Consider the following 20588-nt stretch of genomic DNA (forward strand, 5'->3'; position numbering starts at 1 on the left):
TCCCCAGAGGGGAGAGGGGACTGCTCCGTGCGGCCTTTCACCCTCTCCCCTCTGGGGAGAGGGCCGGGGTGAGGGGTGAAGTTCTTTGAGATCTATCACAATCATTCGATCCCGCTTTTACCTTTCTGCCGCCGCTGGCTAAATTAGTAACTCATCCGACCACATAACAATAATTTTACACTGGAAGAGACTATGAGCCGCTACCCGTCGTTATTCGCCCCTCTCGATCTGGGGTTCACTACCCTCAAAAACCGCGTGTTAATGGGCTCAATGCACACCGGGCTGGAGGAGCGTCCGGACGGGGCTGAACGTCTGGCAGCCTTCTATGCCGAGCGCGCGCGCCACGGGGTGGCGCTGATTGTCACTGGCGGCGTAGCCCCTGCCCCTTCCGGGGTGACGATGGAGGGCGGCGCGGTGTTGAACGATGCGACACAGCTGCCGCACCACCGCATGGTGACCGACGCGGTTCACAACGAGGGCGGCAAAATCGCCCTGCAAATTCTGCATACCGGGCGCTACAGCTATCAGCCGAACCTGGTTGCCCCCTCGGCTATTCAGGCACCGATTAACCGCTTTACTCCCCATGCCCTCAGCCATGACGAGATCCTGGCGCTGATAGATGACTTTGCTCGCTGCGCCGCGCTGGCGCGGGAAGCGGGCTACGACGGCGTGGAGGTGATGGGCTCAGAAGGCTACCTGATCAATGAATTCCTCGCCGCACGCACCAACCAGCGCGAGGATGAATGGGGTGGTGACTATGCCCGCCGCATGCGTTTTGCCGTGGAGGTGGTGCGTGCGGTGCGTGAACGTGCCGGTGCGGATTTTATTATCATCTTCCGCCTGTCGATGCTCGACCTGGTGGAAGGCGGCGGCACCTTCGACGAAACCGTGCAGCTGGCGCAGGCGATTGAAGCCGCCGGTGCCACCATTATCAACACCGGGATTGGCTGGCACGAAGCGCGCATCCCCACCATCGCCACGCCGGTGCCGCGTGCGGCGTTCAGCTGGGTAACGCGCAAGCTGAAAGGCAAAGTCTCCGTTCCGCTGGTGACCACTAACCGCATTAACGATCCGCAGGTGGCGGACGATGTGATCTCCCGCGGCGACGCCGATATGGTGTCGATGGCGCGTCCGTTCCTCGCGGATGCCGAACTGCTCTCCAAAGCGCAAAGCGGCCGTGCGGATGAGATCAACACCTGTATCGGCTGTAACCAGGCGTGTCTGGATCAGATCTTCGTCGGCAAGGTCACCTCCTGCCTGGTGAATCCCCGCGCCTGCCATGAAACCAAAATGCCGATCGTTCCTGCGACCAACAAGAAGCGTCTGGCCGTGGTGGGCGCAGGACCCGCTGGCCTGGCGTTTGCGGTCAATGCCGCCTCGCGTGGGCACAGCGTGACGCTGTTTGATGCGCTGGCGGAAATCGGCGGGCAGTTTACTATCGCCAGACAGATCCCCGGCAAAGAGGAGTTCTATGAAACGCTGCGCTATTACCGCCGGATGATCGAGGTGACGGGCGTCGATCTGCGGCTCAATCAGGTTGTCAGCGCGGCGGATCTGATCGGTTTCGACGAGGTGATCCTCGCGAGTGGGATCGCCCCGCGCACCCCTGCGATCGAAGGCATCGATCATCCGAAGGTATTGAGCTATCTGGACGTGCTGCGCGACAAAGCGCCGGTTGGCGAGAAGGTGGCGATCATCGGCTGCGGCGGGATCGGTTTTGATACTGCGATGTATTTAAGCCAGCCGGGCGAAGCCACCAGCCAGAACATCGCTGAGTTCTGCGTGGAATGGGGCATTGATACCAGTCTCAGTCAGTCCGGCGGTTTACGCCCGGAAGGTCCGCAACTGCCGAAAAGCCCGCGTCAGATCGTGATGCTCCAGCGTAAAGCCAGCAAGCCGGGTGAAGGGCTGGGGAAAACCACTGGCTGGATCCACCGCGCCACCCTGCTCTCGCGCGGGGTGAAGATGATCCCGGCGGTGAGCTACCAGAAGATCGACGACGACGGGCTGCATGTGCTGATCGGTGGTGAACCGCAGCTGCTGCGCGTGGATCATGTGATTTTGTGCGCCGGACAGGAGCCAAAGCGCGATCTGGCCGATCCGCTGCGCGAAGCGGGTAAAACGGTGCATTTGATCGGCGGGTGCGACGTGGCGATGGAACTGGATGCGCGGCGGGCGATTGCGCAGGGGACAAAACTGGCGCTGAGTATTTAACGGCATCGCCCGGTGGCGCTTCGCTTACCGGGCCTACGGGTCCGAGGCCATTGTAGGCCCGGTAAGCGAAGCGCCACCGGGCATTTGAAACCGTAGGCCTGTGCAAGCGAAACGCCGCCAGGCAAAACGATCTTATCGACGACGCCCCAGCTTCACCGACTTCAGCACCACAAACTTGTTGTTTGTCGCAATGGTGACGCAGTTACCGAAAATCTTCTTCAGCTTGTGGAAGTAGTCCAGATGGCGGTTCGCCACGATGTACAGCTCGCCGTTGATTTTCAGGCAGCGGCGCGCGTGGTGGAACATCTCCCACGCGACGTTATCCGTCAGGGCGTGCTTCTGGTGGAACGGAGGATTGCAAAACACCGCGTTGAAGCGGAAAGGCTCTACGCCGGACAGCGCGTTATTGATCATAAACTCGCAGCGATCCAGCGCCTCCGGCAGATTGGTTTCCACGTTCAGACGGCTTGAAGCCACCGCCATTGGCGATTCGTCGCTGAACACCACGCTGGCCTCCGGGTTCTTCGCCAGCAGCGTCAGGCCAATCACGCCGTTACCGCAGCCGAGATCGACAATCTCCCCTTCCAGGTTTTCCGGCAGATGTTCCATAAAGAAGCGTGCGCCGATATCCAGACCGGTACGGGAGAAGACGTTCGCGTGGTTGTGGATGGTCCAGTCGGTCCCTTCCAGCTTCCAGCTCAGGGTCTCTGGCGCGTCGGCCAGTTCCGGCGCGCTGAAGGTACAGTTGATCAGGCGCGCTTTTTTCCAGGCCAGCGTCGTAGTGGTCGGGCCGAGCACTTTCTCGAACAGTTCCAGCGTCGAGGTGTGAATATCACGCGCCTTGGCGCCCGCGATGATGCGCGTTTCTGGCGTCACGACTTTACGCAGCGCGCGCAGTTGCTGCTCCAGCAGCGCCATGGTTTTGGGCACTTTAATCAGCACCACCCCTGGCGCCTGCGGGTAGTCCGCGGTGCTGTCGAGGAACTTCACGCTGGATTCGTCGATATCGTTGTGACGCAGGTTTTCACGCGTCGCCAGCTCGCTTAAGTAAGAATCGCCGATACTGTAAGGCGCATGTTCCGCCAGCGCACAGCCCAGCGCGCCAAACGCGTCATTCAGGATCAGAACCGGGCCGCGGATTTCAGTCTCATCCAACTGCTGCAGTAGATATTCATCCGCCGCTTCCCACGCCTGAAGCGGGTTCACGTCGTCCGTTTCCGGGAAACGTTTAAGGTTGAGTGAACGGAAACCGTTGTCTAAGTGGCTCATCGGCCCTCCTGAATGGTAAAATTTGGCGTATCCCTGAAAAGGGTGCGTGAGTATACCCGTTTTCACACTATTTTGGGGTTTTGATGAACCAGCTGACTTATCTCCAGGGCTACCCGGAGCAATTACTATCCCAGGTTCGCGACCTGATCGCCGCGGGAAAGCTCGGCGCGGTGCTGGAAAAACGCTACCCGGGCACGCATGATTTCGCGACTGACAAAGCCCTCTGGCAGTATACGCAGGATCTGAAAAGCCAGTATCTGAAGAGCGCCCCGCCGATCAACAAGGTGATGTACGACAACAAGATCCACGTGCTGAAAAACGCGCTCGGCCTGCATACCGCCATCTCCCGCGTGCAGGGCGGCAAGCTGAAGGCTAAGGCGGAGATCCGCGTCGCGACCGTCTTTCGCAATGCGCCGGAAGCCTTTCTGCGGATGATCGTGGTGCACGAGCTGGCGCACCTGAAAGAGAAAGATCACGACAAAGCGTTCTATTCCCTGTGCTGCCATATGGAGCCGCAGTACCACCAGCTGGAGTTTGATACCCGTTTGTGGCTGACGCATTTATCGTTAAAGAGTAATGCGCAGTAGCGCACGCGAAATGTCATGAGGACGTGCTACAGTGGCTTTAGGTTCCCTGCTACGGAGTACGTAAACGTTTATGATACGTTTCGCAGTCATCGGTACGAACTGGATCACGCGCCAGTTCGTCGACGCCGCCCACGAAACCGGCAAATATAAGCTCACCGCAGTCTATTCCCGCAGCCTTGAGCAGGCGCAAAGTTTTGCGAATGACTACCTGGTTGAACATCTGTTCACCTCGCTCGATGAGATGGCGCAAAGCGACGCCATTGACGCGGTCTATATCGCCAGCCCGAATGCTCTGCACTTCCCGCAAACGAAGCTGTTCCTCAGCCATAAAAAGCATGTGATCTGCGAGAAGCCGCTGGCGTCGAATATCCACGAAGTGGAAGCCGCCATTGCGCTTGCCCGCGAAAACCAGGTGGTGCTGTTTGAAGCGTTCAAAACCGCCAGCCTGCCCAACTTCCTGCTGTTGCAGCAGTCCCTGCCGAAAATTGGCAAAGTGCGTAAAGCCTTTATCAACTACTGCCAGTATTCCTCGCGCTACCAGCGCTATCTGGACGGCGAAAACCCGAACACCTTTAACCCGGCCTTCTCGAATGGCTCGATTATGGATATCGGTTTTTACTGCCTGGCCTCTGCGGTTGCGCTGTGGGGGGAACCACACGGCGTGACGGCCACCGCCAGCCTGCTGGAGAGCGGCGTGGATGCACACGGCGTTGTGGTGCTGGACTACGGCGATTTCAGCGTGACGTTGCAGCACTCGAAGGTCAGCGACTCCGTGCTGCCAAGCGAAATTCAGGGCGAAGACGGCTCGCTGGTGATCGAAAAAATCTCCGAATGCCAGAAGCTCAGCATCGTTCCGCGCGGCGGAAAAGCGCAGGAGCTGACGCAGCCTCAGCATATTAACACTATGCTTTATGAGGCAGAGGTCTTCGCCCGTCTGGTAGAAGACAACGAAGTGAACCACCCGGGACTGGCGATCAGCCGCACCACGGCGAAGCTGCAAACGGAGATCCGCCGACAGACCGGCGTAATCTTCCCCGCAGACGGCGTGAATGTGGAAGCCGTCGCGTAAAGCTGTGTAATGAAATCGTGCAGACCATTGACGAAATCGATGGTCTGACATAATTTGTTACCTGCAAAGGGGAGTAACTTCTTCGCCGGTGGATCGTCATTACGATGCGTGCAAAACCGCATCCGGTCGCCGGGCAACCTTCGTGGTTGTAAGTGAGACCTTGCCGGAAGGCGAGGTCTATGCATAAAAAGCTAACGGCTATCGTCTTCTGACCATAGCCGTTTTTGTTTTTTTATGTGTAAGGAAAATAGTATGCATTCTGTCGGCACTCCAATGCTGTGGGGCGGATTCGCGGTTGTCGTGCTCATCATGCTGGCGATCGACCTCTTTTTGCAGGGTCGTCGCGGCGAACACGGCATGAGCGTTAAGCAAGCCGCCGTCTGGTCGCTGGTATGGGTTACCCTCTCACTTCTTTTCTGCGCCGCCTTCTGGTGGTATCTGGCCTCAACCGAAGGTCGCGCGGTGGCCGATCCTCAGGCACTCGCCTTCCTCACCGGCTATCTGATTGAAAAAGCGCTGGCGGTTGATAACGTCTTCGTCTGGCTGATGCTGTTCAGTTACTTCGCCGTGCCTGCGGCCCTGCAACGCCGCGTGCTGGTATACGGCGTGCTAGGCGCCATCATCCTGCGTACCATCATGATCTTCGCCGGTAGCTGGCTGATTACCCAGTTCGAATGGCTGCTGTACGTGTTTGGTGCGTTCCTGCTGTTCACCGGGGTCAAAATGGCGCTGGCGAAAGAAGACGATACCGGTATCGGTGATAAGCCGCTGGTGAAGTGGATCCGGGGTCATCTGCGCATGACGGACAAGATCGAGAGCGAGCATTTCTTCGTGCGTAAGAACGGCCTGCTGTTCGCCACCCCGCTGCTGCTGGTGCTGATTCTGGTCGAGCTGAGCGACGTGATTTTCGCGGTGGACAGTATCCCGGCTATCTTCGCGGTCACTACCGACCCGTTCATCGTCCTGACCTCGAACCTGTTCGCGATCCTCGGCCTGCGTGCGATGTACTTCCTGCTGGCGGGCGCGGCAGAGCGCTTCTCAATGCTGAAGTACGGTCTGTCGGTGATTCTGGTCTTTATCGGTATCAAGATGCTGATTGTTGATTTCTACCATATCCCGATCGCCATTTCGCTCGGCGTGGTGTTTGGCATTCTGCTGGTGACGCTGATTATCAATACCTGGGTTAACCGCCAGCACGATAAGAAGCAGCAGGCTTAGTGCAACGTTCGGTGCGGGCTGATGCCCTCACCCCACCCCTCTCCCACGGGGAGAGGGGGAAATGCAATGCAGGCCGGGTAAGCGCAGCGCCACCCGGCACTTTCGTTAACCAATAGTTAAAAAACATGACGCAACACGTAAAATCCAGCATTTTACGCTTCCGCCTTTCGCTGCTTTCCCTGATACTCAACCAGGCAAACAAATACTTACATCCGGATACAAATGTGACTTAGAGCACATCCAGGATGGAACGCAATTTCACTCAGGAATAACGTATGAGCACACAATCTAAGGGCCTGCTTGCGCGCCTGGCGCAGGGCAGTCTTGTAAAACAAATTCTGGTCGGGTTGGTACTGGGTATTCTGCTGGCGATGGTGTCAAAACCTGCGGCGGAAGCGACGGGACTGCTCGGCACCCTTTTCGTTGGCGCACTGAAGGCCGTCGCCCCGGTACTGGTGCTGATGCTGGTGATGGCGTCGATTGCCAACCATCAGCACGGACAAAAAACCAACATTCGCCCTATTCTGTTCCTGTATCTGCTGGGAACCTTCTCTGCTGCCTTAACGGCCGTTGTGTTTAGCTTCCTGTTCCCGTCCACGCTGCACCTGACCAGCGCGGCCGGTGATATCACCCCGCCGTCCGGGATTGTGGAAGTCCTTCGCGGCCTGCTGATGAGCATGGTCTCTAACCCCATCACCGCACTGATGAACGGAAACTACATTGGCATCCTGGTCTGGGCGATTGGTCTGGGCTTCGCGCTGCGTCATGGCAACGAGACCACGAAAAACCTGGTTAACGATTTGTCCAATGCAGTGACCTTCATGGTGAAGCTGGTGATTCGCTTTGCACCAGTCGGTATCTTTGGTCTGGTTTCTTCGACGCTGGCCACCACCGGTTTCGACGCACTGTGGGGCTACGCGCAGCTGCTGGTCGTCCTGGTCGGCTGTATGCTGCTGGTGGCGCTGGTGATCAACCCGCTGCTGGTGTTCTGGCAGATCCGCCGCAACCCGTATCCGCTGGTGCTGACCTGCCTGCGCGAGAGCGGCGTGTATGCCTTCTTCACCCGCAGCTCAGCGGCGAACATACCGGTGAACATGGCGCTGGCGGAGAAGCTGAACCTGGACCGCGATACCTATTCGGTATCGATTCCCCTGGGTGCAACCGTGAACATGGCCGGTGCGGCGATTACCATCACCGTGCTGACGCTGGCGGCGGTGCATACGCTGGGTATTCCGGTAGATCTGCCAACCGCGCTGCTGCTGAGCGTCGTTGCATCGCTGTGTGCCTGTGGCGCATCCGGCGTGGCGGGCGGCTCTCTGCTGCTGATCCCGCTGGCCTGTAACATGTTCGGTATTCCGAACGAGATTGCCATGCAGGTTGTCGCGGTCGGTTTCATTATCGGCGTATTGCAGGATTCCTGCGAAACCGCGCTGAACTCCTCTACCGACGTGCTGTTTACCGCCGCAGCCTGTCAGGCGGAAGATGCGCGTTTAGCGAAGAACGCCCTGCGAGGTTAAAAAGAAAAGCCCGGTGGCGGCTACGCCTTACCGGGCCTACAAGGTAAATGCAAAACGGCAACATGTGTTGCCGTTTTTAGTGTTTGCACCCTCTCCCTGTGGGAGAGGGCCGGGGTGAGGGCACCAGCCCGCACCCGACTTATAGCGTCACACCACTCTTAAAGATCGCCAGCTCGCGGAAGTCGTTCTTCTCGTTGCAGGTCTGCCTGCCGCTGGCAAATTCCACAATCGTGTCCACGAATTCGCTCAGCAGCTGCGGCATCGCTTTGCCGTGGATCAGCTGGCCCGCGTCAAAGTCGATCCAGTGCTTTTTCTTCGCCGCCAGTTCGCTGTTAGTGGCGATTTTCACCGTCGGCACAAACCCGCCGTACGGCGTACCGCGCCCGGTACTGAACAGCACCATGTGACAGCCCGCGCCTGCCAGCGCGCTGGTGGCGACCGCATCGTTGCCCGGTGCGCTGAGCAGGTTCAGGCCGTGCGTTTTCAGCCGCTCACCGTAGCGCAGCACGTCCACCACCTGGCTGGCGCCCGCTTTTTGAGTACAGCCCAGGGATTTCTCTTCAAGCGTGGTGATCCCGCCCGCTTTGTTACCCGGCGAGGGGTTCTCGTATATCGGCTGGTTATGGGCGATGAAGTACTGTTTGAAGTCGTTGACCATGGTGACGGTCTTCTCAAAGGTCTCTTCGTCGCGGCAGTGGCTCATCAGAATGCGCTCTGCGCCGAACATCTCCGGCACTTCGGTCAGCACCGTAGTGCCGCCGTTGGCAATCACGTAATCCGAGAAGCGACCCAGCATTGGGTTAGCGGTAATGCCGGAAAGGCCATCAGATCCGCCGCACTCCAGGCCAAACTTCAGTTCGCTCAGCTTGCCCGGCTCGCGCTTGTCGTGACGCATCACCTCGTACAGCTGATGCAGCTGTTCAACGCCCGCTTCCACTTCGTCGTCCTGGTGCTGACACACCATAAAGTGCACGCGCTCAGGGTCAAATTCGCCCAGCGTGTCGCGGAAGGCGTCGACCTGATTGTTCTCGCAGCCGAGGCCGATCACCAGCACCGCGCCCGCGTTCGGGTGGCGCACCATATTTTGCAGCATGGTGCGGGTATTGATGTGGTCGTCGCCCAGCTGGGAACAACCGTAGGTGTGGCTGAACAGATGCACGCCGTCGGTGCCTTCAGCATCATTAGTCTCTTTCAGGAAACGCGTCTGAATTTGACGCGCGATCCCGTTCACGCAGCCGACAGTCGGGAGGATCCACAGCTCATTGCGGATCCCCACCTCGCCGCTGGCGCGGCGGTAGATCTGTACCTCACGATCGGCCGCCTGTCCTTCTTCTGGCTGGAAGTCAGGTTGATAGCTGTACTCGTCCAGATCGCTGAGATTGGTGCGGGTATTGTGGGAATGAATGTATTCACCCGGCGCAATATCCGCCAGCGCATGACCGATGGGCAAACCGTACTTCACCACGTTCTCCCCTTTCGCGATAGGGATCAGGGCAAACTTATGTCCACGTCCAATGGCCTGGCGTAACGTCACCGACTGGTTGTCGAAGGTCACTTCCATCCCTTCGGCTAAATCTGCCAGCGCGACGGCAACGTTATCCAGCGAATGGATTTTGATGTATTGCATATCAACCTCAAACGGCCTTAGTTCAGTTCAATGGCGAAGTAGTCACGCGCATTGTTAAAGCAGATGTTTCTCACCATTTCGCCCAGCAGCTGGATATCCGCTGGCGCTTCGCCCGCGTGCACCCAGCGGCCAATCATCTGGCACAGAATGCGGCGGAAATATTCATGGCGGGTATAGGAGAGGAAACTGCGGCTGTCGGTCAGCATGCCAACGAAGCGGCTCAACAGGCCGAGCTGCGCCAGCTGTGTCATCTGACGCTCCATGCCGTCTTTTTGATCGTTAAACCACCAGCCGGAACCGAACTGCATCTTGCCCGGCATCCCTTCGCCCTGGAAGTTGCCGATCATGGTGCCCAGTACTTCGTTATCGCGCGGGTTCAGGCAGTAGAGAATGGTTTTTGGCAGCAGGTTTTGCTCGTTCTGTTTGCTCAGCAGTTTTGACAGCTCTTCCGCCAGAGGGCGGTCGTTGATGGAGTCAAAGCCTACGTCCGCGCCCAGCAGTTTGAACTGACGCTGGTTGTTATTACGCAGCGCGCCGATATGGTACTGCTGAACCCAGCCGCGACGGGCATATTCCGCACCGAGGAACACCAGCACCGCGGTTTTGAACTGGGCGACTTCATGCTCGCTCAGGGCTTCGCCGGAGAGACGACGCGCCAGGATGCTGTCCAGCTCGGCTTCGCTGGAATCCGCGAACAGCACCACGTCCAGCGCGTGGTCAGACACTTTACAGCCGTGTGCGGCAAAGTGATCCAGACGTTTGGTCAGCGCGGATTGCAGATCGGCGAAACGACGGATATCGGTATCCGATACTTCCGCCAGCTTCGTCATGTAGTCATTAAAGGTCGGCAGCTCAATGTTGAAGGCTTTATCCGGACGCCAGCTTGGCAGCACTTTGATGTCAAAGGTGCTGTCCTTCGCGACAACCGCGTGGTGCTCCAGGGAGTCGATCGGATCGTCGGTTGTGCCCACCATCTTCACGTTCATCTGCTGCATGATGCCGCGCGCCGAGAAGCTATCCTGCGCCAGCAGTTCGTTGCACTGATCCCAGATTTCATCCGCCGTGGCGGGAGAGAGCAGCTTGCCGGTGATGCCAAAAGGACGACGCAGTTCGAGGTGCGTCCAGTGGTATAACGGGTTACCGATGGTGTGGGGAACGGTAGCGGCCCAGGCATCAAACTTCTCGCGATCGGTCGCGTCGCCGGTACACAGGCGCTCGGCCACGCCGTTGGTGCGCATCGCGCGCCATTTATAATGGTCACCCTTCAGCCAGATATCATACAGGTTTTTGAAACGGTAATTTTCGGCAACCTGTTGCGGCGGTAAATGGCAGTGGTAGTCGAAAATCGGCTGATCTTTTGCGTAGTCGTGGTACAGGCGGCGAGCAAATTCGGTATCTAACAGGAAATCTTCGGTCATAAACGGTGTCATTATCGTCTTCCTCATTACGGGAGCGTCAGAAAGCTTATGTTCAGATGCTGCAAAGTTATCACACCAATTTCCAGAGTCCGACGTTTTTTTCGTGAGTTAGATCAATAAACGTCGACAAATAAATTACCCTCAAAGGGGTAAACCTTCTTGCAGGCCGCGCCAGATCTGGCTTTGCGCACGCCTCATAATATCCCTACAAAGATTCACTCTTTTGTGATGTCACTCACCTTTTAAAGTTGTATGACAAGTTATCTTTTCGCCGTCGCAAACTATAAGCCGACGGAATGCATTACCGGTGTTTGTTACATCGGATTTAACGGTACGGAAGCCGACTTAGCACGATGACTTATGGCAAGGTTCGGGCCGTTCCGGGACAGGTTCCCGGTTACGCCCCTCCCGTTACAGAACAGCTCCCGGCAACGGTTGAGTTGTTGCCGTGTCCCGACACGGAAATAACATAACGATGAGGTTTTACATGCGTAAAATTAAAGGGTTACGTTGGTACATGATCGCACTGGTGACGCTCGGCACCGTGCTGGGCTACCTGACACGTAACACCGTGGCAGCAGCGGCGCCAACGTTGATGGAAGAGTTACATATCTCCACACAACAATACTCTTACATCATTGCGGCGTATTCTGCCGCTTACACCGTAATGCAGCCTGTTGCAGGTTATGTTCTTGATATTCTGGGTACAAAAATTGGTTATGCCTTCTTCGCTGTAGCATGGGCCGTCTTCTGCGGGGCGACGGCGCTGGCTGGCAGCTGGGGCGGGCTGGCGCTGGCGCGTGGTGCGGTAGGTGCTGCCGAAGCGGCGATGATCCCTGCGGGTCTGAAAGCCAGCTCTGAATGGTTCCCGGCAAAAGAACGTTCAATCGCTGTCGGTTACTTCAACGTGGGTTCCTCCATCGGGGCGATGATTGCTCCGCCACTGGTGGTGTGGGCGATTGTGATGCACAGCTGGCAAATGGCGTTCATCATCTCCGGTGTGCTGAGTTTTGCCTGGGCCATGGCGTGGCTGATCTTCTATAAACACCCGCGCGATCAGAAAAAGCTGTCTACCGAAGAACGTGACTACATTATCAATGGTCAGGAATCTCATCATCAGACCGACAACGGTAAAAAAATGTCCATCTGGCAGATCCTGGGTACCCGTCAGTTCTGGGGTATCGCCCTGCCACGCTTCCTGGCGGAACCGGCCTGGGGTACGTTCAACGCCTGGATCCCGCTGTTCATGTTCAAAGTCTACGGCTTTAACCTGAAAGAGATCGCGATGTTCGCCTGGATGCCAATGCTGTTTGCAGACCTGGGCTGTATCGTCGGCGGCTACCTGCCACCGCTGTTCCAGCGCTGGTTTGGCGTGAACCTGATTGTGTCCCGTAAGATGGTGGTCACCATGGGCGCCCTGCTGATGATTGGCCCTGGCATGATTGGCCTGTTCACCAGTCCTTACGTGGCTATCGCCCTGCTGTGTATCGGGGGCTTTGCTCACCAGTCTCTGTCTGGCGCACTGATTACGCTCTCGTCCGACGTGTTTGGTCGTAACGAAGTTGCCACCGCCAACGGTCTGACCGGGATGGCCGCCTGGACCGCAAGTACCCTGTTCGCCCTCGTGGTCGGCGCGCTGGCAGACACCATCGGCTTCAGCCCGCTGTTCGCGGTACTGGCCATCTTCGACCTGCTGGGCGCGGTGGTTATCTGGACGGTGCTGAAGAGTAAGTCCGCCGAGGAACTGGCGAAAGAGTCCCTTGGGGGACCGGCGACGCAGAGTTAGCTTGTTGTGCCGGGTGGCGGCTCCGCCTTACCCGGCCTACAACACCCGATAAAACCGTAGGCCGGGTAAGCGTAGCGCCACCCGGCAAAAACGTCGCAAAAGCCGCCTCCGGGCGGCTTTTTTAATGGCGAAATCTGGAGAGTGGCACGCAAAAGTGGTATAACAAATCATTCGCCGTACCCTGCCTGGAGCGCATATGGAAATCACCGAATCACGTCGTTTATATCAACAACTTGCCGCCGAGCTGAAAGATCGCATCGAGCAAGGGGTCTATCTTGTCGGTGATAAACTTCCCGCTGAGCGTTTTATTGCGGATGAAAAAAGCGTCAGCCGTACGGTGGTCCGCGAAGCCATCATCATGCTGGAAGTTGAAGGGTATGTTGAGGTACGCAAAGGTTCCGGTATTCACGTGATTTCCAGCCAGGCGAAACACTCCCCCACGCCGGACGAAAGTCTGGAATTTGCCAGCTACGGTCCGTTTGAGCTTCTCCAGGCTCGCCAGCTGATTGAAAGCAATATCGCAGAATTCGCAGCGACGCAGGTCACCAAGCAGGACATCATGAAGCTGATGGAAATCCAGGATCATGCGCGTAAAGAAAAATGTTTCCGCGATTCCGAATGGGACCTGCAATTCCACGTCCAGGTCGCCCTTGCGACTCAAAACACAGCGCTGGCGGCAATCGTTGAAAAAATGTGGACTCAGCGCGTTCACAACCCGTACTGGAAGAAACTGCACGATCACATTGATTCCCGCACGGTAGATAACTGGTGTGACGACCACGACCAGATTCTTAAGGCCCTGATTCGTAAAGATCCGCATGCGGCGAAACTGGCAATGTGGCAGCATCTGGAGAACACTAAACAGATGCTTTTTAATGAAACGAGTGATGACTTTGAATTTAACGCTGACCGCTATCTTTTTGCTGATAATCCGGTGGTTCACCTCGATACCGCGACCAATGTCGCAAAATAACCTCCTGAACTGCTGGCAGGCGCACCGCCGCGCCTTCCGGCCAGACAGGGTAAGAAAACCTCTATAGTGTCAGCCTTTGTAAAATCTCTCGCTCCCCTCCGTGGCTTACGCCAAAATCGTGTTTCCCCTCAAATTCTGTGACGCAGAACGTCGGGCTTTGTTACAATTGGATTCACTTCGTTATTTTGTAAGTTAGTGCTTGCTAACCAGCCAATTAACAGGGAACAGTGTTGGCCACACATCAATGTGTCCGCGAGCGACCATAATGAAATCATAACAATGTCGCCGTGCTGTTTTCCCGAATGACAGGCGTGACGTTAACCGATTTCCAGGAACACTGAATGGAACTTTTGACCCAACTACTGAACGCCCTCTGGGCTCAGGATTTCGAAACGCTGGCCAACCCGTCCATGATTGGCATGCTCTACTTTGTGTTATTTATGATCCTGTTCCTTGAGAACGGTTTGCTGCCTGCTGCCTTTTTACCGGGCGACAGCCTGCTGGTGCTGGTTGGGGTGCTCTGTGCAAAAGGGGCGATGGCTTTCCCACAAACGGTTCTGCTGCTGACCATTGCCGCCAGCCTGGGTTGCTGGGTGAGTTATATTCAGGGGCGATGGCTGGGCAACACGCGAATCGTTCAGAACTGGCTTTCGCATCTTCCGGCACATTATCACCAGCGAGCGCACCACCTTTTCCATAAGCACGGGCTCTCCGCCTTGCTGATTGGCCGCTTTATCGCATTCGTACGCACCCTGCTGCCGACCATTGCGGGCTTGTCCGGCCTGAGCAGCGCGCGCTTCCAGTTCTTTAACTGGATGAGCGGCCTGCTGTGGGTTCTGATCCTGACCACGCTCGGCTACGCGCTCGGTAAAACGCCGGTCTTTATGAAATATGAAGACCAGCTGATGTCTTGCCTGATGCTGCTGCCCGTCGTCCTGCTGGTGTTTGGCCTGGTCGGTTCACTGGTCGTACTGTGGAAAAAGAAATACGGAGCCAGGGGTTAACGATGGTTATCTCCCCGCTCGCGCTGCGCCGCTTCTCTTACGCCATCGTCGCGCTAATGATGTTCAGCGCTCTCATCCTGCTATGGTCTGCCCTACAGCACCAGGAGTCGACGCTGACTATCCGTCCTGTGAGTCAAGGAACCAGCGTGCCGGATGGTTTTTCCATCTGGCATCATCTGGATGCTAACGGGATCCGCTTTAAGAGCATCACGCCGCAAGACGATGTGCTGCTGATAAAATTTGACTCCAGTGCGCAAAGCGCCGCGGCGAAAGCGGTGCTGGACCGCACGTTGCCGCAGGGTTACATCATCGCGCAACAGGATGATGACAGCCACGTAACCTCCTGGATGTCACGGTTACGCGACACGTCGCATCGATTTGGCTAACGACTAATATTCCGAATATTTTCACCCACTTTGGTGAAACTCCCGTTTACTTACTATGCTTAAGTACGCGGAGCACCCCTCAGATGTTCTCCGCATAGTTCTGGAACACGGCTTACGCCGTAACACAATGGAAGGTTTCTATAATGAAATACCGCATCACCCTGGCTCTGGCCCTTTTTTCTTTAAGCACAGCTTCCTTCGCTATGTCTCTTTGTCAGGAGAAAGAACAGGATATTCAACGCGAAATCAGTTATGCCGAAAAGCATAACAATCAGCACCGGATCGACGGACTGAAAAAAGCGCTGAGCGAAGTGAAAGACAATTGTACGGACAGCAAGCTGCGTGCCGATCATCAGGAAAAAATCGCTGAACAGAAGGACGAGATAGCCGAGCGCCGTCAAGACCTGCAAGAAGCGAAAGAGAAAGGTGATGCGGAAAAAATTGCCAAGCGCGAGAGGAAGTTGCAAGAGGCGCAGGACGAACTGAAAGCGCTGGAAGCTCGCGATTATTGAGTTAACGGAAATCTCAACAGGAGAGAATCATGTCAAAAGATACAACTTCAGAACATCTGCGCGCTGAGCTGAAATCCCTGGCGGACACCCTGGAAGAGGTGCTGAACTCTTCTGCCGATAAATCGAAAGAAGAAGTCAGCAAACTGCGCAGCAAAGCGGAGCAGGCACTGAAAGAGAGCCGTTACCGTCTGGGTGAAACCGGTGATGCACTGGCGAAACAGACCCGCGAAGCGGCTGCGCGCGCAGACGAATATGTACGTGACAATCCATGGACAGGCGTTGGTATTGGTGCCGCAGTGGGTGTGGTGCTGGGTGTCCTGCTGACGCGTCGTTGATTATGGAAGATCCACGTCACGCACAAGGGCCTGCTAAAAACGTCCTCGGCATCGGCCAGCGTATTCTTACGACGCTGGTCGGGATTGCCGAAACGCGCGTCCGGCTTGCGGTAGTGGAACTGGAAGAGGAGAAAGCCAATCTCTTCCAGATGCTGCTCATGCTTGGGCTTACGATGCTCTTTGCCGCGTTTGGTCTGATGAGCCTGATGGTGTTAATCATCTGGGCTATCGATCCACAGTATCGACTGAACGCGATGATTGCGACTACCGTGGTTCTGCTGGTGGCGGCGCTGATAGGCGGTATCTGGACCCTGCATAAAGCGCGCACGTCGACCTTCCTGCGCCATACGCGCCAGGAGCTGGCCAACGACCGCGCCCTGCTGGAGGATGATAAGTCGTGAGCGACAAAGCCGAACGTCAAAAGCGGAAAGCGTATCTGCTGAGCCAGATCCAGCAGCAGCGGCTGGACCTGTCCGCCAGCCGTCGCGACTGGCTGGAGCTGACCCAGCGTTACGATCGCGGCTGGAATACTCTTCTGAGCCTGCGTTCGTGGGCGCTGGTGGGTAGCAGCGTGATGGCGATCTGGACGATTCGTCATCCAAACATGCTTATTCGCTGGGCACGCCGTGGCTTTGGTGTCTGGAGCGCATGGCGTCTGGTGAAAGCAACTATTCGTCAGCAGCAGCTGCGCTAGCCTTCTCGCCGGGTGGCGATGCGCTTACCCGGCCTACGGTAAAAAAGTAGGCCGGCTAAGGCGTAGCCGTCACCCGGCAAAATCTCTCTATGCTCCCTTACTCAATATCTTTGAAAAAGATTGACAGTTTTCCTTGCTAACAATTGCCATCCGCCCCGTTTACACTCCTCTCCATCGACAGCAAAGACGCGGTATCTACCCGAATTTGCACGCAAATAACGTTTAGCCGCTGATGTGGTTTCCTGGAGAGTAAAATGAAAAAATTAGAAGATGTTGGTGTATTGGTAGCGCGTATTCTGATGCCTGTGCTGTTCATCACCGCAGGCTGGGGCAAAATTACCGGCTATGCGGGCACTCAGCAGTATATGGAAGCGATGGGCGTACCGGGTTTCCTGCTGCCACTGACCATCCTGCTTGAGTTCGGCGGCGGCCTGGCAGTGCTGTTCGGTTTCCTGACCCGCACCACGGCGCTGTTCACCGCAGGCTTTACCCTGCTGACCGCGTTCATCTTCCACAGCAACTTTACGGAAGGCGTGAACTCCCTGATGTTTATGAAAAACCTGACCATCGCGGGTGGCTTCCTGCTGCTGGCTATCACGGGTCCGGGCGCCTACAGCATCGACCGTCTTCTGAATAAGAAGTGGTAAGCACGCTATACTGATTAAATTCAAAGCGAGGAGACATCTCCTCGCTTTTGCTATCTGACGGAGGAGTAAAAAATGGGACAACTCGTAGACGGCGTCTGGCAGGATATCTGGTATGACACCAAATCCACCGGTGGACGCTTTAAGCGCTCTGTTTCGGCCTTCCGTAACTGGCTGACCGCCGACGGCGCACCCGGCCCGAGTGGCGAAGGGGGCTTTGCGGCGGAGAAAGATCGTTATCATCTGTATGTTTCTCTCGCCTGTCCGTGGGCGCACCGTACGCTGATTGTGCGCAAACTTAAAGGTCTCGAATCGCTAATTCCGGTTTCGGTGGTCAACCCGCTGATGCTGGAAAACGGCTGGACGTTCGACAGTGACTTCCCGGCCGCGACGGGTGATGAGCTTTATCATCACGATTTCCTGTATCAGCTCTATCTGCGCGCCGATCCGCACTACACCGGACGCGTAACGGTGCCTGTGCTGTGGGACAAGAAAAACCAGACGATCGTCAGCAATGAATCCGCTGAAATCATTCGCATGTTCAATACCGCGTTTGACGCGCACGGTGCCCGCGCCGGGGATTACTACCCGGTTGAGCTGCGCGAGAAAATTGACGAGCTGAACGGCTGGATCTACGACAACGTTAACAACGGCGTCTACAAAGCGGGCTTTGCCACCAGTCAGGAAGCGTACGACGAAGCGGTCGGCAACGTGTTTGGATCCCTGGAGCGCCTGGAGCAGATCCTCGGCCAGCATCGTTATTTAACGGGCGATCGCCTCACCGAAGCAGACATCCGCCTGTGGACGACGCTGATCCGCTTTGATCCGGTATATGTCACCCACTTCAAGTGCGACAAGCATCGCATCAGTGATTACCTGAACCTGCACGGTTTCCTGCGCGACATCTATCAGATGCCGGGGATTGCGGAGACGGTCAATTTTGACCATATTCGCACCCACTATTTCCGCAGTCATAAGACCATCAACCCAACGGGCATTATCTCCATTGGCCCGTGGCAGGACCTGGATGAACCACACGGGCGCGACGTGCGTTTCGGATAATTATTTAGGGAATCAATTGATTCCCTTTTTTAATTCACGGCATACATCTATCCTTACCTCGATCGCTTAGAAAACAAGTGATTGACTGACTAAGAGGCAAGGAAAAATGGACTGGTATTTAAAAGTACTGCGCAACTACGTTGGATTTGGTGGCCGTGCCCGCCGTAAAGAGTACTGGATGTTCGTTCTGGTGAACTTCGTCCTGATTATGGTGCTGGGTATTGTGGACAAAATCCTCGGCTGGGAACGCGAGGGGGGCGAAGGCATTCTCACCACCATTTATGGTGTGTTGGTTCTGCTGCCTTCATGGGCCGTACTGTTTCGTCGTCTTCACGACACCGATCGTTCGGCGTGGTGGCTGCTGTTGCTGTTGATCCCGCTTATCGGCTGGATCGTGATTTTGATTTTCAACTGTCAGAGCGGAACGCCGGGAGAAAACCGCTTTGGTCCGGATCCGAAGATCTGCGCATAAAAAAAAGCCCGGTGGCGCTTCGCTTACCGGGCCTACAAATTGCGATTTTATTTATTATATTGCGTGAAAAGCTTCGGAATTTCGCGTAAACACCATGATTTGGCTTCGCCCATGCTGTCACGACGCCACGCCATAATAATATCCACTTCGCTGGTGTATTCCGGGCTGACAACGCGCAGCCGTCCCTCTGCAATGTCCTTTTCGACGAACGGATACGGCATGGTCGCCACGCCCAGCCCCGCCAGCAGCGCCTGACGCTTATCTTCCAGCGACGTCACCGTCAGACGCGGCTGTTTATCCAGCAACTGCACCGTTAACACCGGGCGCTCGCGCGCGGTATCCGCCACCGCCACGCCGCGGTATTTCACGCGCGTGACCTCAGAGAGCGGTTCCGGCTCCTGATGGATCGGGTGACCCGGCGCAGCGACGTAGACGTTCATCACGCTGTACAGTTTGCGCGAGTTAATTTCTGACGATGAGCGGAAATGCATATCCGGCGCAATGACGATATCCGCCCTGCCCGTCTCAAGACGCTCCCACGCCCCGGCCAGTACCTCGGTGATGATCGACAGCTGGGTATTGGCTTTCGCGGCCAGTCTGTCCACCAGCGGGAACAGCGCCTCGGTGGGCACCAGCGCTTCGGTCACTAACGTCAGATGGGTTTCCCAGCCGCGGGCCAGCGCTTCGGCATCGGTCGTCAGTTTATCCGCCGCTTCCAGCAATACGCGGCCGCGCTCCAGCAGCATCCGCCCAACGTTGGTGAATTTTGTTCGATGGCCGGAGCGATCGAAGAGCACAACATCCAGCTCCTCCTCCAGCTTTTGCATGGTATAGCTCAGCGCAGACGGAACGCGCCCCAGTTCATCTGCCGCCGCGGCAAAACTGCCGCGCCTGTCAATCGCGTCCATGACGCGAAGCGCCTCAAGCGTCAATGCTCTCTCTTTAGCCATCTCGTTCTCATTCAGGAAATTTGAACATACCGGGCAGAATATCTGGCTAACAATGCAGCGTCCATACCTTTACCATTGATTTAGTGTAAAGAGAGGTCAAGTTTATGATTACGACAAGAACAGCGAAACAGTGCGGACAAGCCGATTTCGGTTGGTTGCAGGCCCGCTACACCTTTTCCTTTGGACACTACTTTGACCCTAAACTTCTCGGTTACGCTTCACTGCGCGTATTGAACCAGGAAGTGCTCGCCCCGGGCGCGTCCTTCCAGCCGCGCACGTACCCGAAAGTCGATATCCTGAACCTGATCCTGGAAGGCGAAGCAGAATACCGCGATAGCGAGGGCAATCATATCCAGGCGAAGGCTGGCGAGGCGCTGTTAATTTCCACGCAGCCGGGTATTAGCTATAGCGAGCATAACCTCAGCAAAGACAAAACGCTGACCCGCATGCAGCTGTGGCTGGATGCCTGTCCGGAGCGGGAAAATCCGCTGGTGCAAAAAATCGATCTGAAGGGCGATAAACAGCAGCTGATTGCCTCGCCAGACGGCAGCAAAGGCAGCCTGCAGTTACGCCAGCAGGTGTGGCTGCACCATATCGAACTGAAAAAAGGTGAACAGGCAAGCTTCCAGCTTCATGGCCCGCGCGCCTATCTGCAGTCCATTCACGGAACGGTGCATGCGGTGACGCACGCGGAAGAGAAAGAGGCGCTCACCTGCGGCGACGGCGCGTTTATTCGTGATGAAGCGAATATCACCCTGGTGGCGGATACGCCGCTGCGCGCGCTGCTGATTGATTTGCCGGTTTAAAGAACAGACTCGCCCCTCACCCTAGCCCTCTCCCCAAAGGGGAGA

At 56.4% G+C, this 20588-nt stretch carries 21 protein-coding genes; 17 read left to right on the forward strand and 4 right to left on the reverse strand.

Annotated elements, in window-relative coordinates:
- Window positions 1-192: 192 nt before the first annotated feature.
- On the forward strand, window positions 193-2214 hold the full coding sequence (locus tag ACQG11_RS05885; RefSeq protein WP_426728242.1) for an FAD-dependent oxidoreductase: 2022 nt from the start codon (window positions 193-195) through the stop codon (window positions 2212-2214).
- A 132-nt stretch (window positions 2215-2346) separates the two neighbouring features.
- On the opposite strand, the gene rlmG is transcribed toward ACQG11_RS05885, so the two are convergent.
- Window positions 2347-3483: a 23S rRNA (guanine(1835)-N(2))-methyltransferase RlmG gene (gene rlmG / locus ACQG11_RS05890; RefSeq protein ID WP_023298689.1), complete on the reverse strand. Its 1137-nt coding sequence runs from the start codon at window positions 3481-3483 to the stop codon at window positions 2347-2349.
- Window positions 3484-3566: 83 nt separating this feature from the next.
- On the opposite strand from rlmG, the gene ACQG11_RS05895 reads away from it, so the two are divergent.
- The 4 genes from ACQG11_RS05895 to sstT all read left to right on the forward strand — a co-directional run bounded on the left by ACQG11_RS05895 (window position 3567) and on the right by sstT (window position 7874).
- Window positions 3567-4070: a M48 family metallopeptidase gene (locus tag ACQG11_RS05895; RefSeq protein ID WP_023298690.1), complete on the forward strand. Its 504-nt coding sequence runs from the start codon at window positions 3567-3569 to the stop codon at window positions 4068-4070.
- Window positions 4071-4140: 70 nt separating this feature from the next.
- Window positions 4141-5139, forward strand: coding sequence for a Gfo/Idh/MocA family protein (locus ACQG11_RS05900; RefSeq protein ID WP_022649469.1), 999 nt, complete (start codon window positions 4141-4143; stop codon window positions 5137-5139).
- Between the two features lie 252 nt (window positions 5140-5391).
- On the forward strand, window positions 5392-6357 hold the full coding sequence (locus ACQG11_RS05905) for a TerC family protein (RefSeq protein WP_022649470.1): 966 nt from the start codon (window positions 5392-5394) through the stop codon (window positions 6355-6357).
- Window positions 6358-6632: 275 nt separating this feature from the next.
- The gene (gene sstT, locus ACQG11_RS05910; RefSeq protein WP_022649471.1) at window positions 6633-7874 is read left to right on the forward strand and encodes a serine/threonine transporter SstT; all 1242 of its coding nucleotides are present in this window, start codon (window positions 6633-6635) and stop codon (window positions 7872-7874) included.
- Window positions 7875-8013: 139 nt separating this feature from the next.
- Here the strand turns inward: sstT and ACQG11_RS05915 are convergent, their stop codons facing one another.
- Both ACQG11_RS05915 and uxaC read right to left on the reverse strand, forming a co-directional pair.
- Window positions 8014-9501, reverse strand: a complete 1488-nt coding sequence (locus ACQG11_RS05915) for a UxaA family hydrolase (RefSeq protein WP_023307033.1) — start codon at window positions 9499-9501, stop codon at window positions 8014-8016.
- 17 nt (window positions 9502-9518) lie between these two features.
- Window positions 9519-10931, reverse strand: coding sequence for a glucuronate isomerase (uxaC, locus tag ACQG11_RS05920; RefSeq protein ID WP_023307034.1), 1413 nt, complete (start codon window positions 10929-10931; stop codon window positions 9519-9521).
- A 475-nt stretch (window positions 10932-11406) separates the two neighbouring features.
- Here uxaC and ACQG11_RS05925 point away from each other — a divergent pair, with 475 nt between their 5' ends.
- The 11 genes from ACQG11_RS05925 (at window position 11407) to ACQG11_RS05975 (ending at window position 18787) form a co-directional block, all read left to right on the forward strand.
- Complete coding sequence (locus tag ACQG11_RS05925) at window positions 11407-12705, forward strand: MFS transporter (RefSeq protein WP_336197047.1); 1299 nt, start codon at window positions 11407-11409, stop codon at window positions 12703-12705.
- 196 nt (window positions 12706-12901) lie between these two features.
- Window positions 12902-13678, forward strand: a complete 777-nt coding sequence (exuR, locus tag ACQG11_RS05930; protein ID WP_023298695.1) for a transcriptional regulator ExuR — start codon at window positions 12902-12904, stop codon at window positions 13676-13678.
- Between the two features lie 341 nt (window positions 13679-14019).
- Window positions 14020-14682 (forward strand): DedA family general envelope maintenance protein YqjA, encoded by a 663-nt coding sequence (gene yqjA, locus ACQG11_RS05935; protein ID WP_022649475.1) that lies wholly within the window; start codon window positions 14020-14022, stop codon window positions 14680-14682.
- A gap of 2 nt (window positions 14683-14684) precedes the next feature.
- Complete coding sequence (mzrA, locus tag ACQG11_RS05940) at window positions 14685-15068, forward strand: EnvZ/OmpR regulon moderator MzrA (RefSeq protein ID WP_058677050.1); 384 nt, start codon at window positions 14685-14687, stop codon at window positions 15066-15068.
- A gap of 143 nt (window positions 15069-15211) precedes the next feature.
- A complete protein-coding gene (locus ACQG11_RS05945; RefSeq protein ID WP_017382428.1) occupies window positions 15212-15580 on the forward strand; it encodes a DUF1090 domain-containing protein in 369 nt (122 codons plus the stop codon).
- 29 nt (window positions 15581-15609) lie between these two features.
- Complete coding sequence (locus ACQG11_RS05950; protein WP_008503141.1) at window positions 15610-15915, forward strand: DUF883 family protein; 306 nt, start codon at window positions 15610-15612, stop codon at window positions 15913-15915.
- A 2-nt stretch (window positions 15916-15917) separates the two neighbouring features.
- Entirely contained in the window at window positions 15918-16316 is a 399-nt protein-coding gene (locus ACQG11_RS05955) for a phage holin family protein (protein WP_003862647.1), read from the forward strand.
- A complete protein-coding gene (locus ACQG11_RS05960) occupies window positions 16313-16609 on the forward strand; it encodes a YqjK-like family protein (RefSeq protein WP_022649477.1) in 297 nt (98 codons plus the stop codon). The genes ACQG11_RS05955 and ACQG11_RS05960 overlap by 4 nt, the downstream gene beginning before the upstream one ends.
- A 254-nt stretch (window positions 16610-16863) precedes the next feature.
- Window positions 16864-17256, forward strand: a complete 393-nt coding sequence (locus ACQG11_RS05965) for a DoxX family protein (protein ID WP_426728243.1) — start codon at window positions 16864-16866, stop codon at window positions 17254-17256.
- Between the two features lie 72 nt (window positions 17257-17328).
- Complete coding sequence (locus tag ACQG11_RS05970; protein ID WP_048965768.1) at window positions 17329-18315, forward strand: glutathione S-transferase family protein; 987 nt, start codon at window positions 17329-17331, stop codon at window positions 18313-18315.
- Window positions 18316-18421: 106 nt separating this feature from the next.
- The gene (locus ACQG11_RS05975; RefSeq protein ID WP_022649479.1) at window positions 18422-18787 is read left to right on the forward strand and encodes a DUF805 domain-containing protein; all 366 of its coding nucleotides are present in this window, start codon (window positions 18422-18424) and stop codon (window positions 18785-18787) included.
- Between the two features lie 47 nt (window positions 18788-18834).
- On the opposite strand, the gene yhaJ is transcribed toward ACQG11_RS05975, so the two are convergent.
- Window positions 18835-19737, reverse strand: a complete 903-nt coding sequence (gene yhaJ, locus ACQG11_RS05980) for a DNA-binding transcriptional regulator YhaJ (protein ID WP_022649480.1) — start codon at window positions 19735-19737, stop codon at window positions 18835-18837.
- A gap of 104 nt (window positions 19738-19841) precedes the next feature.
- On the opposite strand from yhaJ, the gene ACQG11_RS05985 reads away from it, so the two are divergent.
- Complete coding sequence (locus ACQG11_RS05985) at window positions 19842-20543, forward strand: pirin family protein (protein WP_171932332.1); 702 nt, start codon at window positions 19842-19844, stop codon at window positions 20541-20543.
- Window positions 20544-20588 lie beyond the last annotated feature (45 nt).

The sequence above is a fragment of the Enterobacter cloacae complex sp. 372C4 genome (assembly GCF_050030615.1).
Taxonomy (GTDB): Bacteria; Pseudomonadota; Gammaproteobacteria; order Enterobacterales; family Enterobacteriaceae; genus Enterobacter; species Enterobacter intestinihominis.